This is a genomic window from Candidatus Babeliales bacterium (genome assembly GCA_040879965.1).
Lineage (GTDB): Bacteria > Babelota > Babeliae > Babelales > JACPOV01 > JBBDJI01.
The window spans coordinates 1-19,827 of record JBBDJI010000007.1; the positions used below are offsets into that span (position 1 = coordinate 1).

Here is a 19,827-nt window from a genome sequence, read left to right on the forward strand (position 1 = left end):
GTGAAGGAGATAAGTCAGTAAATCCATGTAAGCAAAAGAAGCTAACTAATATGCGTGCGTCTGGTTCAGATGATCAAATTAAATTAGAACCACCACGAATAATGGAGCTTGAGCGCTGTATGGAATGGATTGCGCCTGATGAATTAATTGAAGTGACGCCAAATACTATTCGTTTAAGAAAAAAGGTATTGAAAGCTTCATTGAGAAAGTAAATGAACCATTATAAAGCAATTATTGCATACGATGGCACTGATTATGCTGGTTGGCAAGTCCAACCAGAAAAGTTGGCAATTGCGAATATCATGCAAAATACTTTTGCAAAAACATTCGGAAAACCAATTAAGTTAATCGGTGCCTCTCGTACTGATGCAGGTGTTCATGCATTAGGTCAAGTTGCTTCCTTTTCCACTAATATTCTAATATCTCCTTATCAATTGCAAGTAGCATGGAATAATTTATTACCGAATAGCATTGTTATTCGTTCGTTGCAAAAAACAGAAACATTTTTCCATCCACAAGCATATGTAAAACAAAAAACTTATTGGTATCATTTTTTTACAGCACGCCCATTGCCTTTTGTAGAGCGGTATGGTTCTTACTATCGTTATGCATTAAATATTGAAAAACTTAAAGAGACTTTTACGGTATTTACTGGTACACATGATTTTCGTTCTTTTTATACCGGAAATGAACAAAAGAATGCTATTCGTACGATTGATAGCATATCGTTGCAGTATTTTAAGCGATGGAATATCTATAGAGTTGAAATTAGAGGAAAAAGTTTTTTAAGATTTATGATACGTAGAATAGTAGGCGCGTGCATGGATGTTGCTTCTCGAAATTTACCTATTGCATTATTGCAAAAAGTTTTAGAAGAACGAGATCCAAATCAACGATTGCCAAATGCGCACGCAAAAGGTTTAATGTTAAATAAAATTATTTATGAATAATATAGAAATAAATAAAAATCGAATTATTACTCGTTTATTTACTGCAAGTGCAATAGCAGTACTCGTAATTTTTGGTAGTTCTTATTTTTATACGCCGCAAGTTAAAATTTCTAATTTTGATGAAGCACGCGATACTGAATTTATTTTAGATTTATTCAAAAAAAATTGGCATTGGCTGGTAGCAGAAGGCACAACCTTTTCTCCTGAATATATGCTCAAATATCGCGCATCTTCGCAAGATAGCTCCAAAGATCATGGCAAAGAGATTATTAAAGTTCTTTATGAAGGCAATGAACCAGTTGGATTTGTAGCCTATCATAAGATAAATTTTTTCAAATGTATGTTGCATTTTTTAGCGGTACGTGAAGAATTCCGTTCTAAAGGGTATGGCTTACAATTATTGCAATATGCAGTCAATGATCTTATTGCGCGCGGCTGTGCGGAAATAACATTAGTTACTCGTACTAATAATTATCCAGCTCAAAAAGTCTACAAGAAAGTTGGTTTTAAAGAAACTCATCGTACTAATGGATTTGTATATTTTTCTTATATCGTGTAAACTAAGGCCAATTTTTCCCATAAATTAACTAATTTTAATGAAAGTTATGATGAACAAATTTCAAAAAAATATGACATTATTGTCTTTAGGCTTGATTTTAACAAATATCTTAATTGGCATGGAATCTGAAAAAAAATTATCTTTTTCTCAAGAAGTAATACTTAATGAAGTAGAAAAGCCAGTGAAAAAATTGGCACATACAAAATCAGCAATATTTGGCAGAAAACATAAATTAAATCCTAAAGATAAAGGCAAACGAATGTCTTTATCAGATTCAAACTTGCCGGGGCTTTTTAATAAAAATAAAGAACAACAATTATTATTTTCGATCCCATTAGTGGAAGAGGAAAAGAAAAGTAAAGAAAATAAAGTTTCTCCTAAGCCATTAGTAAAAGCAATAAAAAAACATGATTCGCAAAAAGTAAACGGTATTCTGAAAGGGAAAAAGATAGATATAAATAAACCGGTAGATGGTGATACACCATTGATTACGGGTGTTAAACATTGTATCGCAACTTTTATAAAATATGAGCATGCATATAAAAAGCATGTTGATGCACGAAAAAATTTAGTAGCACTTTTAACGGAATATAATGAAGAAATAGATCAAAATATTTCTGATAAAAATGGTCAATCGATTGATAATTTAATTTCAGGAAGTAAGTTAAGTCAAAAAGCTCAAGCACAGCTTTCAGATCTTTTGTATTTAATGGCAAATCAGGAAACATTGAAAAAATATAAGCAAAAATCAAAAGCGGAAGAGTAATAATTAAATTAATTAGTCACCTTGCATAATTTCTTCAGTGTCATCACCAAGAATTTCTGGCTCAAATACATCGCCCAAAATTTCTTCCTTGTCTTCTTTTTCAGGCTTTTCTCCAGGTTCTGGAGGATTTGGTGCAAAAATGTATATCGGTGGGAAGCTATAAACAGTATTGATTGAAAGAATGGTTATTAACAGTATAATAAAAAATTTTTTAATCATTATTTCTTCTCATTTCTTTTGCTATTGGTAAATTCATTTGTTTAAGAATAAATGGTGCAATATCAGAAAGCCCTTCAAGTTGATAATTTTTCAAATAACTTTTTTCTATATTTCTTTTTATCATAATAAAATATACGGGATTATTCGTGTGTGATGTTTTTGGTTGCATATTTTTTTCATCAAACATATCCTCAGCGTTTCCATGGTCTGCCGTTATATATAACACACCATTCATATCTTGTACAACGGCTTTATATAAACGTCCAAGTTCATAATCAATGCATTCAATTGCTTGTGTTGTTGCTTGCAAGCTCCCTGAATGACCTACCATATCTGGATTTGCATAATTTATCAAATAAAAATTTTTTGGATCTTTTTCAAGTGATTGTAATACCGTATTAGTAATTTCTTGCGCAGACATTTGGGGGAAATCAATATAATTTTTTACTACAATTGAAGGAATTAAAACACGAGTTTCATGTGGAAGTTTTTCTTCTTTGCCGCCATTAAAAAAATAAGTAACATGGGCATATTTTTCAGTTTCTGCGATGCTAAATATTGTTTTATTATTTTTTTCTAAAATTTCTTTGAAGGTATTATTAATAACATTTCGGGAAAATAATACTGACGTTTTATATTTTTGATGATTATAATCAGTCATAGTAACAAATTCAGTAAAATTAATTTTTTTTCTTGGAAATTTATCAAATGAAGAATCCGTAAAGGCAGCGGTCAATTGACGTGCCCGATCTGGCCTAAAATTAAAAAAAATAACTGAATCATGATCTTTTATAATTCCGCTGTGTAGCAATTGCGTTGGTGGAATATATTCATCCGTGATTCCTTCTTTATAATAGAAATCTAAAGCTTCTTGCCATGAGCTAAACAATAGTTTTTGTGGTTCAGTTAAAACATTGTAGCTTTTTTCAGTACGCTCCCAATTATGATCACGATCCATGGCATAAAGCCGACCATGCAGCGTTGCAATAATACCTAATTGATATTCACGGCATATCTCATCAAGTTTTTTTAAATAAGTAATCGCTGATTTCGGTGGCACATCTCGTCCATCAAGAAAAGCGTGTATAAAAAGATTTGATATATTATGTTGTTGAGCTTCTTTAATGAGTGCAAATGTATGTTTTTCATAACTATGAACACCGCCATCAGAAATCAGACCCATCAAATGTAAGCGATTATCTGAACTAGATACTTTTTTTAGGACGCGAAGCAATACGGGATTATTAAAAAATGAGCCATTTTCAATTGCTTCATTAATACGAACTACATCTTGTTTTATGATACGACCACTGCCAATAGTTAAATGGCCTACTTCTGAATTACCAATTTGATTAGGCATAAGCCCTACCGCAGTTCCACTGGCTTTAAGAAGAGTATGAGGATAATGTTTAAGAAAATAGTCAATATTTGGCTTACGAGCTTGCGCAATAGCATTATATTTTTTTTCTTCTGAATAACCAAATCCATCCAAAATAACAAGTACGATTGGGCTAGATATTTTATCTGGCATTGTTTACCCTTTATAAAAAGTTGTTATACTGTGTCATCATGGCAAAAACTACTCTTTAAATACAATGTAAAATAAGGATTAATAATAATGAAAAAAATATATCTTTTTTTAGCTTTTGGATTAATAAATAATCTGTATACGGATATGCAAGCATCATTAAAAGATAATTATTCATTAGTAATTAAATTACAGGATGAACATCAGCAAGAAGTAGTCATAATTATTCCTGGTGATGAGATTTCTAAAAATTCGATTCATATTCCACAAGATCGTTATACATATCTATCCTCTTTTTGGCATGAAGTTAATGAATTATGGGAAGACTTATCACGGCCAGAAGATATTGGTTGTTATGCAATTTTAGGACATCAAGTTAAAGGAAATAATATAGAATATGTTTCACCTTTTGATCCCCATAATTCTATATCTATCACGTTCGATTCACCTATGCAATTTATAGAAGGAACGTGTGTATTAAATGAGCTTTTACAAGAATGTAGTGTTGAAAAATATCGTATAAAAAAAGCAATTCAAAAAAGAAATATTCCTTCTTATGAATTTGATGATTACTTTGATCAAGAAGATGAAATAGAAATGAATGAATTTTTTGCCGCTAAATCAGAACCATCGAATGCAGTTATTTATGCGAGGCAAATTGGTGTAATACTCTTTTTAAAATATCTTATAATTAAAGACTATGTTTCCAACCAATGGTCATCAGTTAAAAAATATATAACAAAACGATTTAAAAGAGCATAAAGATCTATGCAAAAAGCGCATGAATTTGCTTTTTATGAGCCGGCTCTTTTGAAGCAATTAAGTATTTACAAAGAAAATCAACAAGCAATTATTGATGATAAATTGTTATTTCATCGTATAACGCGAATTCTTCGTTTGACGATCCAGGATACTTTTTTGTTATTTGATCGTCAACAACATATGCAATTTGAGCTGATTATTGCTGAACCAAAAAAGAAACAGATACAAGCTATTGTAGTAAAAAAACAACGAAATAAAATTCTTGAGCCAGCAATTACCTTTTTTTTGCCCATATTAAAAAAAGATGCACTCGAACATACGATATATAGCATGGTAGAGTGTGGCGCAACAACAGTTCAATTATTGTATACACAAAAAGTACAACGAAAATTAAATCAAAAAGAATTTGATCGATTACAAAATATTATGATTGCCGCAGCAGAGCAATCTAAGAATTTTGCTTTTCCAATTTTACATGAACCCAAGTTATTGCAAGAAGCAATTCCAACTTTTGATTCATTTAATGTAGTATATTTTTTTGATATGAATGGTAAAGATATCTTGCATTGTCTTGAAAGTATTAAATTTTCATCAAATAAAAACTTCTCAATTGGTTTGATGATTGGCCCAGAAGGCGATTTAACTGATAATGAAAAAGAACAGTTGCAAGAAAAAAGGGTAGTGTTTTGTACATTAACCCCTACTATTTTGCGTGCACAACAAGCAGCTGCATTATCACTTGGTATTTTTAGATCATTTTTAAATAAAAATTAATACCCGTAAGTAGTCCAAAATAAATTATTAAATATATTTTCCGGATCATATTTCTGAGTTAATTCTTTGTATAATGCAATATTTGGATATGCCCGATTAAATTGTTCTTTCGATGCTAAAAATTCATAGGGTAAATAATACTTACCGCCTAAGTTTAGTGAAGCATCAATAAGCTCACGAGTCCATATTTCTTGATAACGGGTTCCATTAATAGTATTCCATTTATTGATATATAAAACGAATGCAAATGAATCGGTTGGTGCATAGGTAAGTAATGACTCAGTTTGTGCTGGAATATGCCGAATGGATGCGTTAATGATATTAATATTATATTCTTTTGTTAATTTTTGTAAAACTTCAATAAACTGATCAAAACATTCGATTGGAATAAAATATTCTTGCAAAATAGATACGGTAGGGAAATGAATAGGTTGTCTGAGTGTATTTACTGAATAGCTCATTTCGTAATTACGCATTACTACGTCAGCAGAAGATAATTGCCAGCGTTCAAAATAAGGCCGAATTGCTTTGCTATGAGAAATTCTACGGAGTATTTGCTCAAAAAATATCATTTTTGGATAAAAAGGCTGATTGGTTTGTAGGTGTTTATTAATGGTCAAAGGTTTGTTTGTTTCGTGCCAAGTAATACATAATACATGGGAAAAATCATTTGGATATAAATTTGCATTATGTAAAAGTGCGGTTGGATCAGATTTAATTGAATCAAAAAAATAAGTTGGATAATCTTTTGCTTTTAACCATTGTATATGACGTTCAACCTTTTCATTTTTGGTTAATTGTAATGTTGCTTCAATAATAATGCCTAATTTTCCATAACTCCCAATAATTGCTCTAAATAATTCATAATTTTCATTGCGATTTGCGGTAATAATATTGCCATCTGCTAGCATTATTTTGAGTGATTGTACCGTATCTATTAATTGTCCATGACTTAATTCTCTACCATGTGCATTGACTGCCAAAGAACCACCTACTGAAAAATCATTGTAGGATTGCATTACAAGAATTGATAAGTCATAAGAATCAATAAACTGTTGAATTTCACGCCACGTAATACCGGCTTGCACTGTTATAGATTGTTTTTCAACATCAAGTGCCATGACCTGATTGAGGTATTTCATATTAATGACACTTCCGCGATCAGAAACGGTTTGACCTCCTTGACTAAAGCGAGATCCAGCAATAGCAATCGGTGTTTTTGCGGTTAAAACAAACTTTTGCAATTCATTAACTGATTTTGGTTTACAAATTTCATGCACATAATACGTTGTTTTTTGTGCGCGATCTTTAATTTCTTCTATACTAAGTAACGGGTTTATAATGCTAAAAAATAAAATCAAAATTTTTTTCATATTTATTTCCATATTCTTTATTAATAAATAATGTGGTTATTTGGGCTTATTTTAGCATTTTTTAATACTAAAGCAAAATCCATAAGCAATACGGGTAAAAGAATAATTTTATAAATTTTCTATTTGGGATTTGTTGTGGAGAAATAAATTAATTATTTTTAATGAATGAAAGATATAATTCTTTTAATTGTTTTTCTGCAGGTGAAGTGGGAATGCGCGTATAATGAATGCCTTGAAATGTTATAGCACTAGAAATAAGCATTTTTTGCATAGAAAGAAGATGCAATATTTCATCATCAATATAAATTATTTTAGTTGGTTTTATAGAAGATTGATTAAGTAATTCAAGCAATAAATTGGATTTATTATTTTGCATACCACAAAATAAAATACCGTCTTTAAAATAACAATTATTTGTTTTTAAAATAATATTCTCATGAGCGAGTTGAGATTGTGCGAAGTTAATATCAACGGAATGTAATTGTTCTAAAGTATATGACGCTAATGAAGGAAATCGAGAAGTAATTGCTATGGTAGGATTACCTTGTTTTTGAATTTCATGGACAACCAAAGGAGTTTCTTGTTCAACCGGTTTTACTGAAATTGATTGTGTTTCTAGGAGTTCAACAAAAATTTTTTCTGGTGCACTTGTAAGAGTATGAAGATCAATATTACCTTCATTGATAAGTTTTTGGGCGATAACTGATTCAAAACTTTCAATTTCTTTTGGTACTATTAGTGTTTTATCAATATCAAAAAGAATAAAATCTTTTTGAGAAGTAATATAATTTAATACATCTTTAATAGATTTTGTTGAAATAATGTCTTTCATTACTTATTTTTTTCCTTTTAAAATGGCCATGTTAAAGCAGACATACCTATTACAAATAATACTGAAAGAGAACAGCATGCTGTTTTGCCTAATAACTTGCGTTTTATAATATATAATTTTTTTTGTTTTTGAATTTCTTTATTGAAATATTCACTATTAACATCTATGGATAATGGAATGTTTATTTTTAATTCGTTTTCAAAAGCTAGTGCTCGGTGTAATTCATAGTCAATTTCTAAAGTTTTTGAGTTACCACAAGAACTTTCCATTTCAAGGTCTTCAAAAAAGTTATAGCTTGTGCAAGCAGGAGGAATTTTTAGAACAATAGTTGAAGGTTGTTTTAAGGCAGGATCAATGGTCATTATTTCAGCAGGAACATTCATGGCAGATGATAAAAAAGTAAAATTAATTAATAACAATAAAAAATAAAAAAACATCAATCCAAATTTCCTTAGGCATCAAATGCTGATAGATTTTTTATAGCGTAATTGTTTTAAATAAAGTGGCAAGAGTTGATAAGATATTTTTTTTTCTTGCCACTTATAAAAAGCTTGTTGTGCAAGTTGCTTTAATGAAACATAAAAAGGTAATGGTTCAGGAAAAAATGCACGTTCTTCAAATACTTTATAAATATGATCTTTAAAAAGCGCGGCACCATTTCCAATAAAGCGAATTTTATTTGTCTCTAATTGGGCGCTTAATCTAGAAATAAAAACTTCAATGTTCTCATAGCCTGTTTCAATTGGTTTGTGAGGTTGCTGAATACCAAAATAAATATCATTATTAAAAGCATTAAGTAAAGCAACGGTATATGGCCAATCATTACTTGTATATTCTTCGAACAATCCAAGCAAGCCATCAACGCCAACAAGTGGTAATTGAGAAGCAAAACTTAAACCATTTGCTGTTGCAATAACTACACGTAAAGAGGTAAATGGTGCAGGGCCTTGATTAGTAGCTATAAATGAAAGATCATCTAAAGATCGATTGTTTTTTTTTAATAATTCTTCTATGCATAAAATTATTAGGCTACTCGCCTTTTTTTTATCTTCTGTAATGTTATCTATAATTTCAGTATCGTGCACTAAACCTATTTCAAGATGATCATAGGTGGTTTGCATAGCCAAAAAATCAATCATTGCAATTATTTCCTATTTTTACACTTTTGTTGTTGATAAAAAATACTAAATGCATCATTTTCTATAGTTTTTTCCTTCTTTGGGATCACCTTTCCACAGTTTAAGCATTTCCATGCCTCAAAATTTAAAAAATGATCAAAAAATGACTGTAGGACCATAAGTCCTTGGCACTTTTTGCACTTCATAGCCTCTCCTTTTTTTTGGTAGGTTGTCCAAGACAAACACACCTTTCAATCCTAGCATACCAAAATTGAAGGGCAAAAGGATCTTTTTTTCTTTACAAGAGCATAACAAGCCTTATTCCTCAAGCTTCTTATTTTCCTACGCCAGAAAAATATTTATTTTTTAAAATTGAAAATGAATGAAGAGTATTTTTTAAAGTTTTTTTCTTCATTAACTAACCGTTCTCTTATGAGAATCAAGAAACTTTAAAAAACGGCTAACCAAATAAGGTTGATTTTAAAAGAATTTCGCACAATACAACTGACTATAATTGTTAAGTACCACTTAATTTTTTTTGATATAAGTAATCAAGATAAGATTGCAAAATAAAAGCAGCAGCAATTGAATGACTTTGTAGTTTTTCTTCTTTTGTTTTTGCTTTTTTGAGCATTTGTGCTTTTTGACTTGTTAATCGTTCATCCCATAAATGAAAAGTAACCGTTGGAAATGCTTTTTCCAATTCTTCTTTTTTATTAACTACTTTTTTAGTTTGTAAGCTTTCAGTACCACGCAAAGTAATAGGATAACCAATGACAACTTCCATCACATTTTCTTGTTGCATTGCCTTTACAATAAAATCTTCTAATTGCCCAGTTGGTACTGTGGCAAAAGGTTTTGCAGTGAATCCGACTGGATCAGATAAAGCGGCACCAGTCCATTCATCACCAAGGTCTAAACATAAAATTCTTGCGACATCCGGATTTGGTCTTTTATAAGCATTCATAAAAATCCATTAAATAAATTGATTAAGATTATTATAATTTTAGCATAAATATAGTAATGTATATAAGATATTTCCAATAGTTTTCAACAAAAAGGTTCAGAATGATACTCAATGATATTTTCATGACTATTAATCATGCAATTTGGGGATGGCCACTTCTTATTTTTGTAGTAGGAGTATCAATTGTGGCTACGGTATCCTTAAATTTTGTTCAAATTACCCAATTTGTTAAAGCATGGAAATTAATGCTTTTTCCAAGTGAAGGTGCTGCAATTGGTGATATGACACCTTTTGAAGCTTTAGTAAATGCTCTTAGTACTAGTATTGGTAATGGTAGTATTGCCGGTATCGCAACTGCTATCTATCAAGGCGGCCCTGGTGCGGCATTCTGGATTTTTGTTTTTGGTATTCTTAGTATGTCAATTCGTTATGCAGAAGTATTTTTATCAACTTTTTTTAAGCCATTAACTGAAGCAGGTAATACCATTGGTGGTCCGATGATTTATTTGCAACGAGTACCTGGTGGTAAAGTACTTTCATATTTTTTTGCATTTTTCTTATTGTTTTTAGGGTTATCAAGTGGGAATGCAATGCAAGCGAATTCTATTCGTATTGGCTTTGGACGTATTTTAAATACGGAGCCTCTTGTTGTTGCAATTTTTTTATTGCTTTTTATAGCTTATGTTATGGCCGGCGGTGCAAAACGAATAGTACAAGTTTCTGAAAAAATTGTACCAATTAAAGTTGGATTATTTTTTATTTCTGCCTTGATTGTTTTAATTTATCATGCACCATCATTATTGCATGCCATTAAACTTATTTTTATTGGTGCTTTTTATCCAAAAGCATTAGCAGGTGGAGTGAGCGGATTTTTGGTACAACATGCATTGCGTTATGGGATTGTGCGTTCAGTAAATGCCACTGAGGCGGGTCTTGGCACAGCAGCTGTTTTATTTGGTGGAACTGGTGCAACTGATCCTAAAAATAATGGCATTATGTCTATGGTAAGTGTTTTTATTAGTGCGAATCTAGTTTGTTTTATGGTTGCATTAATGATAATTGTAAGTGGAGTATGGGATAATGGACAAACGAGTCTTGATTTAACTATTTCAGCTTATGAGACGGTTTTCGGTGCTTTTGGTGGCTGGGTTGTTACGTTATTATCAGTAAGTTTTGGTATGGGTGTTCTTGTTACTTATGGTTATATTGCACGCTCCTGCTGGTTATTTTTAACAAATGGTAAATTTGAAATTGTTTTTAAAATTTTATTTTGTACTGTTACTTTTTTAGGTGCTTTAGCGCAAGTGGAAGCGGTATGGAATGCTGCAGATTTAGCAAATGCCGGTTTATTAATAGTTAACTTATTTGGTATTGCTTGGCTTTTGCCAACGGTACGCAGAGAACTTTTAAAAACAGCTTAAAAGTGAGTTATTATGTTGCCTGCAATATATCCGGTTGCTTGTCATACTGATAATATTGGATTTGAATCTACATTTGTTGCTATAAAAGGAATGCGCTCTGATGGTATTTCTTTTATTCCTTTAGCGTTAAAAAAAGGTGCAAAAAAAATTGTAGTTGAACAAACAGCATATTTATCTACTGAAATTTTACAATTAGTTTGTGAGCATAGTGCATTGCTCATTAAGGTATCTAATACACGGCAGGCACTTGCTGAGCTGAGTGCGCAGGCATTATTTTATCCTGCTAAAAAATTAAGAATTATTGGCATTACTGGCACAAAAGGTAAAACAACTACCAGTTTTTTACTCGAACATGTATTTCGTACTGCTGGATATAGAACTGCATTAATAAGTAGCATTTATAATAAAATTAATGACACGATTTTGCATACGAATTTGACGACACCTCATCCTGATTTTTTACATGTTTTTTTTGATCAATGTGTCAAAGAAAACATAGAGATTGTGGTAATGGAAGTTGCTGCACAAGCAATAAGTTTAGATCGAGTTTATGACATTATATTTGATGGTATATTATTTACTAATTTTTCATTAGAACATTTAGAATTTTACCAATCATTAGAAGAATATTTCAGTGCAAAATGTAAACTTTTTTTACAAGCTAAAAAAAATGCACCAATTTTGATAAATGGGGATGATGAATGGTGTAAAAAAGTAATGCTTTTAAATGAGAGTGTGCAATCTTTTGGTTTTGAAAATACTGAGGTTAATACAAAAGCACAATGGTATTTTGAGCAAAATGAAGGTATAATAGTAAAAATTAATGATAGTGTTTTTAAATGTCCAACATTGCTTGGAAAATTTAATGCTTATAATATATTTGGTGTTATTGCATTTGCTCAAGCATTAAATCTATCAGATGATGTTATTAAACAAGGATTAACAACATTTAGCGGTGTGCCAGGACGTTTAGAACAATATATATTATCAAATGGCGCACAATGTTTTATTGATAAAGCGCATAATCCCTCATCATACCAAGCAGTGCTTTGCGAACTTCGTTCAATGACTCAACATTTAATTGTAGTTTTTGGTGCTGGCGGTGAGCGTGATAAAAGCAAAAGACCTTTAATGGGCAAAATTGCCAGTGAATATGCAGATTTAGTTATATTAACTTCTGATGACCCGCGTACAGAAAATCCACAAGATATTATCAATGATATTTTATTCGGTATTGCTGACAATTATAAAAATAATATTATATGCCAAATAGATCGGGAACAAGCTATCAGAATGGCATATCAACATTCTAAAGCACATTCAATTATTGTATTGCTTGGTAAAGGCACTGATGAATATCAATTGATTAACGGGAAAAAATTATTTTTTAGTGAACGAGAAATAGTACATAGTCTTTAAAAAATCTAATTAAAAAAAACCAAAAAAGTACTTATATTTAAGCATAAATAAAAAACTTTATTTTCAATTTTATTCAAATCAAGTATACTTTTGCTTCATTTTAAGCATTGTAATTTTTAATTGTATTTTAAGATTGGGTACTTATGGTAAACAAAAGAATAGTGTATTTTTTATTATCTTTCCTAAATGTTGTTTTGTTGAATGCAATGGAATCTAATGAAAATAGTTATCTTTTGAAGCTTCCTCCTGATATTGGTAATCATATTTTTTCATACTTGAATGAAAGTGAAGAATCTTTTAAAAAATATTTAACAACAGAAAGTGAACGTTCACGTAAAAAACTTTCAATAGAGAAAGGGTATAATTTTGGATTACTAGTACATGATGAAATTAAAAATAAAACATATAAAATTTTATCATTAGAAAAAGAAATTCTTTGCGATTCTCAAAAAAAACCAATTATTGAAGGTGTTATGCACTATGGTATATCACGAGATTTTACGAAAATTATTGCAATTAAAAGTATTATTAAGAGTTATCGCTATGCACCAAATGAATATGATCAATTGGGCTTCTATATAATTGATTTAAAAAAAGAGCAAAAAAAATTTTATTTATTTAATAATTTATTGAAAAGAAAAGTTACAATAAAATCAAGCGAGCTTGAAGATTATCTTAAAAATAATTACGAGCAAGCGTTTATCTATTCAAAAAATGACGATTTAGTATGTGATGTAACTAAGTTTTTTCATGCAGTAACTATTGATAATGAAGGTGAAATAGTAGCATTTCTTGATAACGATACTATTTTTTTTATTAATTTAAAAACAAATAATATTTACTCAGAAAAAATACTGAAAACAAATAATACAAATCCACTTCGACTCTATTTAGTGGCACGATCTGTAAAAAGTGATTTCGATTCTATGCATTTTAATGGACAAGGAACACAGTTGGCGTTTATTTTTAATGATAAAAAAGTTAAATTAATTAGAATAAGAAAAGAAGCGAAAACCTTAGAAGAGTATTTTTATAAAAGAGGTATCTGCAAAAATTTAATTGGGTAAGCAAGCAAGAAAAAATTATAATGAAGGGTAGAGATGAGTAAATTACTTGCAATCTTTTTCATTTTTCTATTTAATCAACCTGCATTTTCAATGGAAATTGATCCATTGAGTGAGATTAATTATTTAACACATTTGCCAATCGACATACAAAATCATATCGCTTCATATTTGGGTTTTTTTGAATTAGATGAAGATTTTATACAATTTATGAAAGGAAAAAATCCTGAATTGAAAGAGTTATCAGGAGAAAAACATACGGTTTCATTAACAAAAGATGGAACATTAGAAATTCAAGAAAAAGAAAAAGCTGAAAATTCATGGGCCAATTGGCTATCATCATTCAAAAAAACAGGCATAACTATTAAGTGTTCAAATGATATTTTGCCCAAATCAAGTGCACATTCAATATCAACGAGGGCTCGAGATGACACAAAAGAATTTTTTTACTTTGCCGTTTCGCGCAATTTCCATTCATTAATTGGTATTCAGAGTTTTTTATCGTGTTATATGATACAAGATCAAGAAGGGTTATATCTTATTGATATACAATCGGGTAAATATAAGTGTATGACATGGCCGCAAAAAATGTATCCATTAATCATTACTGCGCAAACAAAAGATGTCATAATTGAAGGTATCAATAAAGGTTATTCGCATGGATCTAAAGATAAATTAAATAATTTTTTTCGTTTATGTGCCATAACTGACAATGCAAATAAAATAGCACTTGCCAATAATCACCAAGTGTATGTTTTGGATCAAATTGGTGCTTTTAAAATAATCAAAGAATTACCAGTAAAAGCGGTGGATAATAATTACCGTATAGATGATTGGTATACCCATAAGAAACAATTTGCGGCTATAGATTTCAATAAGCAAGGTTCTAAACTTGGTATAAGATACCAGAACGATGAAATCGAATTGATTGATCTAGAAAAATGGGCTAATAAACTTGCGTATTTATTTTATAAAAAAGGTGTATGCAAGAATTTGCAAAGTACTACAAGGGTTAAGTGGTAAATAAACAACTAAGGAAATACATAAAAAATATTTTTGTAGTTTGGTATTTTTCATTTGTTTAATTAATTCTTTATTTCAATTGTTTTTCCCTTTACAAAACACATAATTCACTCTAGGATATTGAAAAAAGTTTTATTTATTGCACAAGGAGTTTTTCATGATGTTGGAATACTACATCTTTATTTTAGTTACCACCTTTTTAGGTCTCACGGTACTAAGTTTTTTATTCAAAAAAATTACCGATATTGTTGTTGATAATGAAAAAGCAGAACATATAGCTTCTGCAATTCGTGAAGGTGCGATGACTTTTTTAAAAGAAGAATATAAAATTATCGCAATAGTGGTAATTGGTATTGCCGTCTTGATCGGTTTATATATGTCTTGGCTGGCAGCAAGTATTTTTATTACTGGTTCAATATTTTCATTAGTGACCGGCTTTATTGGTATGCGTGCTGCAACAAGTGCGAATGTGCGCACTACTATGGCGGCAAAATTACGCGGAGAGCACGATGCATTTTTAGTAGCATTTTTTGGTGGTGGTGTAATGGGCTTTGCCGTTGCAAGTTTTGGATTACTCGGATTAGGAACATTGTTTTATTTTTATGCTGATCATAAAGATTTTATTCAATTATTAACTGCTTTTGGTTTAGGGGCCAGTTTAGTAGCATTTTTTGCTCGTGTTGGTGGTGGTATTTATACTAAATCTGCTGACGTTGGTGCTGATTTAGTTGGCAAAGTAGAAGCCGGCATTCCAGAAGATGATCCGCGTAATCCCGCAGTTATTGCCGATAATGTTGGTGACTGTGTTGGTGATACGGCAGGTATGGGGGCCGATATTTATGAATCATATATAGGTGCCATGATTTCTACTATTATTCTTGCTTCCTCATCTACAATGTATAATAGTTTTTCATATCAAATATTACCACTCATGCTAGCAGCAATTGGTCTTTGCAGTTCAATAATAGGTTTAGTAGCTAATAATTTTATTAAGGCAGGTCCTGCAGCAATGTTACGCAATGCAACTTATATTGCGATAGGCGTATTTTTAACGGTTGTTGCATTGTACTTATTTATAATGGGCCTATATTTCCATCTATTTGTTTCCGTTGTTTTAGGATGTATTTCCGGTATGATTATTGGTTTAATTACTGAATATTATACGGGCGGCAAACCAGTAGAAAATATTGCTGAAAGCTCACGCTCTGGCGCAGCAACTAATCTTATTTATGGATTATCAGTTGGTATGGAATCCACCGCATTACCAGTTTTGGTTTTAGTTGCGGTTATCTTAATTGCTTATGCAATTGGTGGCGGTTTATTTGGTGTTGCAATTGCGGCAGTTTCTATGCTTTCTACTGTTGGTATCACCATGACCGTTGATGCATATGGTCCTATTGCAGATAACGCCGGTGGCATAGCTGAAATGGCTGGCTTTGGCCCAGAAGTTCGTGCAATTACTGATAAACTTGATGCATTAGGAAATACCACGGCAGCAATGGGTAAAGGTTTTGCTATTGGTTCTGCATTACTGACCGCACTTGCATTATTTAATGCTTATGCAGAGCAAGCTGGTATTTCAGTGCTTAATATTCTTGATCCTTTTGTGCTCTCTGGTATGTTTATTGGTGGTACTATACCATTTATTATTTCCGCATTAACTATGCGTTCAGTCGGGCAAGCAGCATTACAAATGGTGATGGAAGTGCGTCGTCAATTTAAAGAAATTCCAGGGCTTATGGAAGGACAAGCCGAACCAGATTATAAACGGTGCATTGCGATTAGTACTAAAGCTTCATTAAGAGAAATGATTTTACCTGGTATTTTGACTATTTCATTACCAGTAGTGACGTATCATTTTCTTGGTAAGACCGCAGTTGGTGGGTTGCTTGTTGGTGCAACATTGGTAGGTGTATTACTCGCGCTCATGATGGCTAATGGCGGCGGCGCTTGGGATAATGCAAAAAAATATATTGAAGCAGGGCATTTCGGCGGTAAAGGATCAGATGCACATAAAGCAGCCGTTATCGGTGACACAGTTGGTGATCCATTTAAAGATACCTCAGGACCCGCATTAAATATTCTTATTAAACTTATGTCTATCGTTTCATTGTTACTAGTAGCAAAATAAAATAATAAGAAAAAAAATATTAGGAGGACAGATTTCGCAGTCCTCCTTTTTTATTGCTTAATTTTACGGATTTGTTAAGCTTTTTTTATAATTGTATTGTTTGGGGGTATTCTATTATGCAAATTAATCGTTCAATTTTATTTCTATTTGTTATATCTTTATTTGTTAATGCATTTACTAATTCTATAAAGTTTCCTGCGGGGTTCCATAAAGGAACTGGTATTTCAGTCTATCAAAATGGTGGCCATTTAATTGGTGAAAGTAATTGGAGTAATTTTGAAAATGCATTTGTGTATGCGAATGCAAAACAACTTTGTGGTCCTGCAATTAAAAATGATGAAAAAGTTGGTAGAGCAGCAGGTTTTTGGGATCTTGCTTTTGATGATATCAAATTAATAAAAGAACTTGGTTGTAATGCTTTTCGTTTTTCAATTGAATGGCCAGAGGTTGAGCCAATTCAGGGCGTTTTTAATGATGAAGTATTAGATTTTTATGAGCGGTATGTTGATGAGCTTATCAAAAACAATATTACGCCTATGATTACCTTGTATCATTTTGTGCATCCATTGTGGTTTGAAAAAATGGGTGGGTTTGAAAGTGAAGAAAATATTGCATTATTTGTGAGATACTGCCAAAAAGTTTTTGAGAGATTAGGGAAAAAAGTTAAGTTTTGGGGTACTATTAATGAGCCAACCGTTGTAGCAGCATGTGGCTATGTGCTTGGTATTCATCCACCAGGCAAATGTTTAAGATTTACTAAGTCAGCGCAGGTGTTATGCAATTTATTAAATGCGCATGTAGAAACCTATTGTGCATTAAAAAAGATGCCCAATGGTAATCAAGCACAAATTGGTATTATTCATCAAGTATTGCAAGCAGAGACATTTAATCCTGTTTTTGCAACAAATTGGTTAATTGGTCTAATGCGTAAATATACGGGATTCCCGTTGGCGCAATTTTTAAATAAAGTGTTTGCGCACAATGTTACTAAGAAATTTTTAAAAACTGGTGAGTTTGAATATCGTATTCCTGGATTAACTACTGTTAAATTATATAACCCAGATGCGCCGAATTCATATGATTTTATTGGTATGAATTTTTATTCAAAGGTTGTTTTTGGACCAGGGCCTACTTGTTATCCTCATCAGCAAATGACCGATATGGATTATCCGATGAGCCCGGAAACATTATATCAAGCTATTGTAGATTTATCCGATTTAGGCAAGCCAATTTATATTACTGAAAATGGTGTTGCTGATGCAAAAGATTGTTTGCGAGAAAATTTCATCAGAGAATATCTTTCAAGTGTGCAAAAAGCTATTGCCGATGGTTATGATGTCCGTGGTTATTATTATTGGACGCTTATGGATAACTTTGAATGGAATGATGGCTTTTCTATGAAGTTTGGTTTGTATGATGTCGATTTTATTACGCAAAAACGAACGCTGAGAAAAGGCGCTGAAATTTATAGAGATATGGTATAGTTGGTGCCTAATAAATCAGTATTATTTAAAAATTAAATAAATCAGCTTTTTTTTCTTATTTTTCACCCAGGGCTAAATTGACAATTTGGCATTTTGTGCTATAATTCATTTAATTAGAAGTAAGATTTTTTTCCGAATTTATCGGTTTAATATTATGATCAAATGGGGTTTCAAAAATGAAAAAAAATAAGTTATTCACAGTTTTATTGAGTATTTTTGTACTCAGTTCGATTAATATAAATCAAACAATGCAAGCATTTTCTTTTGGATCATTATTTACAAAAGCAACGAGTTCTTTTTCAGAAAAAATAAAAAACATTTCTGGCGTACAACTCATAGGTGCTGCAGCAGTTACCGGTATTTTTTGTTTAGCAGGTTATAAATTATATAGATATTGGGGAAAGCCAGTTCAAAAACAAGATGTGATCAGAATACCTCAAGATGACGAAAAAGATCGCAGCAGTGGAGAAGAAAATAAACTTGATCAAAATAATGGTCAAAAATCAGAAAGAGAAGATTCTCCAAGCACTCTTAGTGATACGGTTTTAGAAAAAGATCTTAATAACAATTCTGTAGAGAATAGTTTATCAACTGAGGAAAAAAGCGATCACGAAAAAAAAGAAGGAAAAAAAGAAGTTGATTCCCCTGAGCAACCGTCAAAAAATCTAGAATGGTTAAATAAGTTAGCAACAGGAAAAAAGCAAAAAAAAAATCGTACAAAACAAAGAATACGATGGCGTGATGAAAAAGAAAAGGTAGAAGCATATTTTAAAGCATTAATCCAAGTTGTTGATAAAGAAGTTAATGAAATTGAACAAAGATTAATGAGAAAAAAAGTTAAGCCTGGAAAATCAGGGTTAGATGGACTTGAAAAAACGTTAAATGCATTATTTAATCAAATAAAAAATCTTTATTCAAATATCTCAGAAGAGACAGCAAAATATAAAGAAATAATAAGTCAAAAAATAAAAAAATTAAATGAAGTGAAGAATTCTGTAAGCAAAGTTACTGAAAGAATTGCAATAGATGATGTTTCTTTATTTGAACATGTAGATAATCAATTATCTTATTTGGAAAAAGTTGAAATTCAAAAAGACAAAGTTTACCAACAACTTTTTGGAGAAGGTGTAAAATGGAATCAAAAAACATTAAAAGATATAAATGAAAAATGTGATGAGTGTACTGATGAGCAACAATTGCTTGGTAAGCAATATCGTCAAATAAGATATTTTATTGGTGATGAATGGAGTAAAGAGATTTATGATGCGTGGTTACAAGATAAACAAAAGGGTATAAAAGAAAATGGCTGTCTTGGCATGATCCGTATTTCTCTTGAAGAAGCAGAAAAATATGGATTAAATTTTATGGATCTTTCTACGCAACTTATAACTATAAACAATGCATTAAGTGATTTGAATAAGCTTATGCAATAATTTA

At 31.2% G+C, this 19,827-nt stretch carries 20 protein-coding genes; 13 read left to right on the forward strand and 7 right to left on the reverse strand.

The genetic code is table 11. The features are described from left to right. From WDZ41_00545 to WDZ41_00560, 4 genes are all read left to right on the forward strand, one after another. Positions 1-212: translational GTPase TypA (locus tag WDZ41_00545; GenBank protein ID MEX0939830.1), on the forward strand; the 212-nt coding region annotated here is incomplete at its 5' end. Further along, on the forward strand, positions 213-950 hold the full coding sequence (gene truA, locus WDZ41_00550) for a tRNA pseudouridine(38-40) synthase TruA (GenBank protein ID MEX0939831.1): 738 nt from the start codon (positions 213-215) through the stop codon (positions 948-950). Further along, on the forward strand, positions 943-1,509 hold the full coding sequence (locus WDZ41_00555; protein ID MEX0939832.1) for a GNAT family N-acetyltransferase: 567 nt from the start codon (positions 943-945) through the stop codon (positions 1,507-1,509). Before truA ends, WDZ41_00555 begins: the two co-directional genes overlap by 8 nt. A 46-nt stretch (positions 1,510-1,555) precedes the next feature. Continuing rightward, a complete protein-coding gene (locus WDZ41_00560) occupies positions 1,556-2,275 on the forward strand; it encodes a hypothetical protein (protein ID MEX0939833.1) in 720 nt (239 codons plus the stop codon). A 12-nt stretch (positions 2,276-2,287) separates the two neighbouring features. Here the strand turns inward: WDZ41_00560 and WDZ41_00565 are convergent, their stop codons facing one another. Together WDZ41_00565 and gpmI are read right to left on the reverse strand one after the other, a co-directional pair. Then, positions 2,288-2,494, reverse strand: a complete 207-nt coding sequence (locus WDZ41_00565; GenBank protein ID MEX0939834.1) for a hypothetical protein — start codon at positions 2,492-2,494, stop codon at positions 2,288-2,290. Beyond that, positions 2,487-4,025 carry a 2,3-bisphosphoglycerate-independent phosphoglycerate mutase gene (gpmI, locus tag WDZ41_00570; GenBank protein ID MEX0939835.1) on the reverse strand — a complete coding sequence of 513 codons (1,539 nt, stop codon included), beginning with the start codon at positions 4,023-4,025 and terminating at the stop codon, positions 2,487-2,489. Before gpmI ends, WDZ41_00565 begins: the two co-directional genes overlap by 8 nt. Before the next feature lie 87 nt (positions 4,026-4,112). On the opposite strand from gpmI, the gene WDZ41_00575 reads away from it, so the two are divergent. Beyond that, on the forward strand, positions 4,113-4,784 hold the full coding sequence (locus WDZ41_00575) for a hypothetical protein (GenBank protein MEX0939836.1): 672 nt from the start codon (positions 4,113-4,115) through the stop codon (positions 4,782-4,784). 6 nt (positions 4,785-4,790) lie between these two features. Next, positions 4,791-5,558: an RsmE family RNA methyltransferase gene (locus WDZ41_00580; GenBank protein ID MEX0939837.1), complete on the forward strand. Its 768-nt coding sequence runs from the start codon at positions 4,791-4,793 to the stop codon at positions 5,556-5,558. Here the strand turns inward: WDZ41_00580 and WDZ41_00585 are convergent. From WDZ41_00585 to ruvX, 5 genes are all read right to left on the reverse strand, one after another. Then, on the reverse strand, positions 5,555-6,931 hold the full coding sequence (locus WDZ41_00585; protein ID MEX0939838.1) for an FAD-binding oxidoreductase: 1,377 nt from the start codon (positions 6,929-6,931) through the stop codon (positions 5,555-5,557). The two genes, WDZ41_00580 and WDZ41_00585, sit on opposite strands and share 4 nt — an antisense overlap. A gap of 148 nt (positions 6,932-7,079) precedes the next feature. Then, the gene (locus WDZ41_00590; GenBank protein MEX0939839.1) at positions 7,080-7,763 is read right to left on the reverse strand and encodes a DUF2608 domain-containing protein; all 684 of its coding nucleotides are present in this window, start codon (positions 7,761-7,763) and stop codon (positions 7,080-7,082) included. A 17-nt stretch (positions 7,764-7,780) separates the two neighbouring features. Next, positions 7,781-8,200, reverse strand: a complete 420-nt coding sequence (locus tag WDZ41_00595; protein MEX0939840.1) for a hypothetical protein — start codon at positions 8,198-8,200, stop codon at positions 7,781-7,783. Between the two features lie 21 nt (positions 8,201-8,221). Then, positions 8,222-8,902, reverse strand: coding sequence for a tRNA (adenosine(37)-N6)-threonylcarbamoyltransferase complex dimerization subunit type 1 TsaB (tsaB, locus tag WDZ41_00600; protein MEX0939841.1), 681 nt, complete (start codon positions 8,900-8,902; stop codon positions 8,222-8,224). Between the two features lie 496 nt (positions 8,903-9,398). Further along, the gene (gene ruvX / locus WDZ41_00605) at positions 9,399-9,848 is read right to left on the reverse strand and encodes a Holliday junction resolvase RuvX (protein MEX0939842.1); all 450 of its coding nucleotides are present in this window, start codon (positions 9,846-9,848) and stop codon (positions 9,399-9,401) included. A gap of 101 nt (positions 9,849-9,949) precedes the next feature. Here ruvX and WDZ41_00610 point away from each other — a divergent pair, with 101 nt between their 5' ends. The 7 genes from WDZ41_00610 to WDZ41_00640 all read left to right on the forward strand — a co-directional run bounded on the left by WDZ41_00610 (position 9,950) and on the right by WDZ41_00640 (position 19,823). Beyond that, positions 9,950-11,269 carry an amino acid carrier protein gene (locus WDZ41_00610; GenBank protein MEX0939843.1) on the forward strand — a complete coding sequence of 440 codons (1,320 nt, stop codon included), beginning with the start codon at positions 9,950-9,952 and terminating at the stop codon, positions 11,267-11,269. A gap of 12 nt (positions 11,270-11,281) precedes the next feature. Then, the gene (locus WDZ41_00615; GenBank protein MEX0939844.1) at positions 11,282-12,688 is read left to right on the forward strand and encodes a UDP-N-acetylmuramoyl-L-alanyl-D-glutamate--2,6-diaminopimelate ligase; all 1,407 of its coding nucleotides are present in this window, start codon (positions 11,282-11,284) and stop codon (positions 12,686-12,688) included. A 143-nt stretch (positions 12,689-12,831) separates the two neighbouring features. Continuing rightward, positions 12,832-13,755 carry a hypothetical protein gene (locus tag WDZ41_00620; protein MEX0939845.1) on the forward strand — a complete coding sequence of 308 codons (924 nt, stop codon included), beginning with the start codon at positions 12,832-12,834 and terminating at the stop codon, positions 13,753-13,755. A gap of 33 nt (positions 13,756-13,788) precedes the next feature. Next, positions 13,789-14,775: a hypothetical protein gene (locus tag WDZ41_00625; protein ID MEX0939846.1), complete on the forward strand. Its 987-nt coding sequence runs from the start codon at positions 13,789-13,791 to the stop codon at positions 14,773-14,775. A 157-nt stretch (positions 14,776-14,932) separates the two neighbouring features. Then, positions 14,933-16,906, forward strand: a complete 1,974-nt coding sequence (locus tag WDZ41_00630; GenBank protein ID MEX0939847.1) for a sodium-translocating pyrophosphatase — start codon at positions 14,933-14,935, stop codon at positions 16,904-16,906. A gap of 116 nt (positions 16,907-17,022) precedes the next feature. After that, on the forward strand, positions 17,023-18,390 hold the full coding sequence (locus WDZ41_00635) for a family 1 glycosylhydrolase (GenBank protein ID MEX0939848.1): 1,368 nt from the start codon (positions 17,023-17,025) through the stop codon (positions 18,388-18,390). 176 nt (positions 18,391-18,566) lie between these two features. Further along, positions 18,567-19,823 (forward strand): hypothetical protein, encoded by a 1,257-nt coding sequence (locus WDZ41_00640; GenBank protein ID MEX0939849.1) that lies wholly within the window; start codon positions 18,567-18,569, stop codon positions 19,821-19,823. Positions 19,824-19,827: the final 4 nt, after the last annotated feature.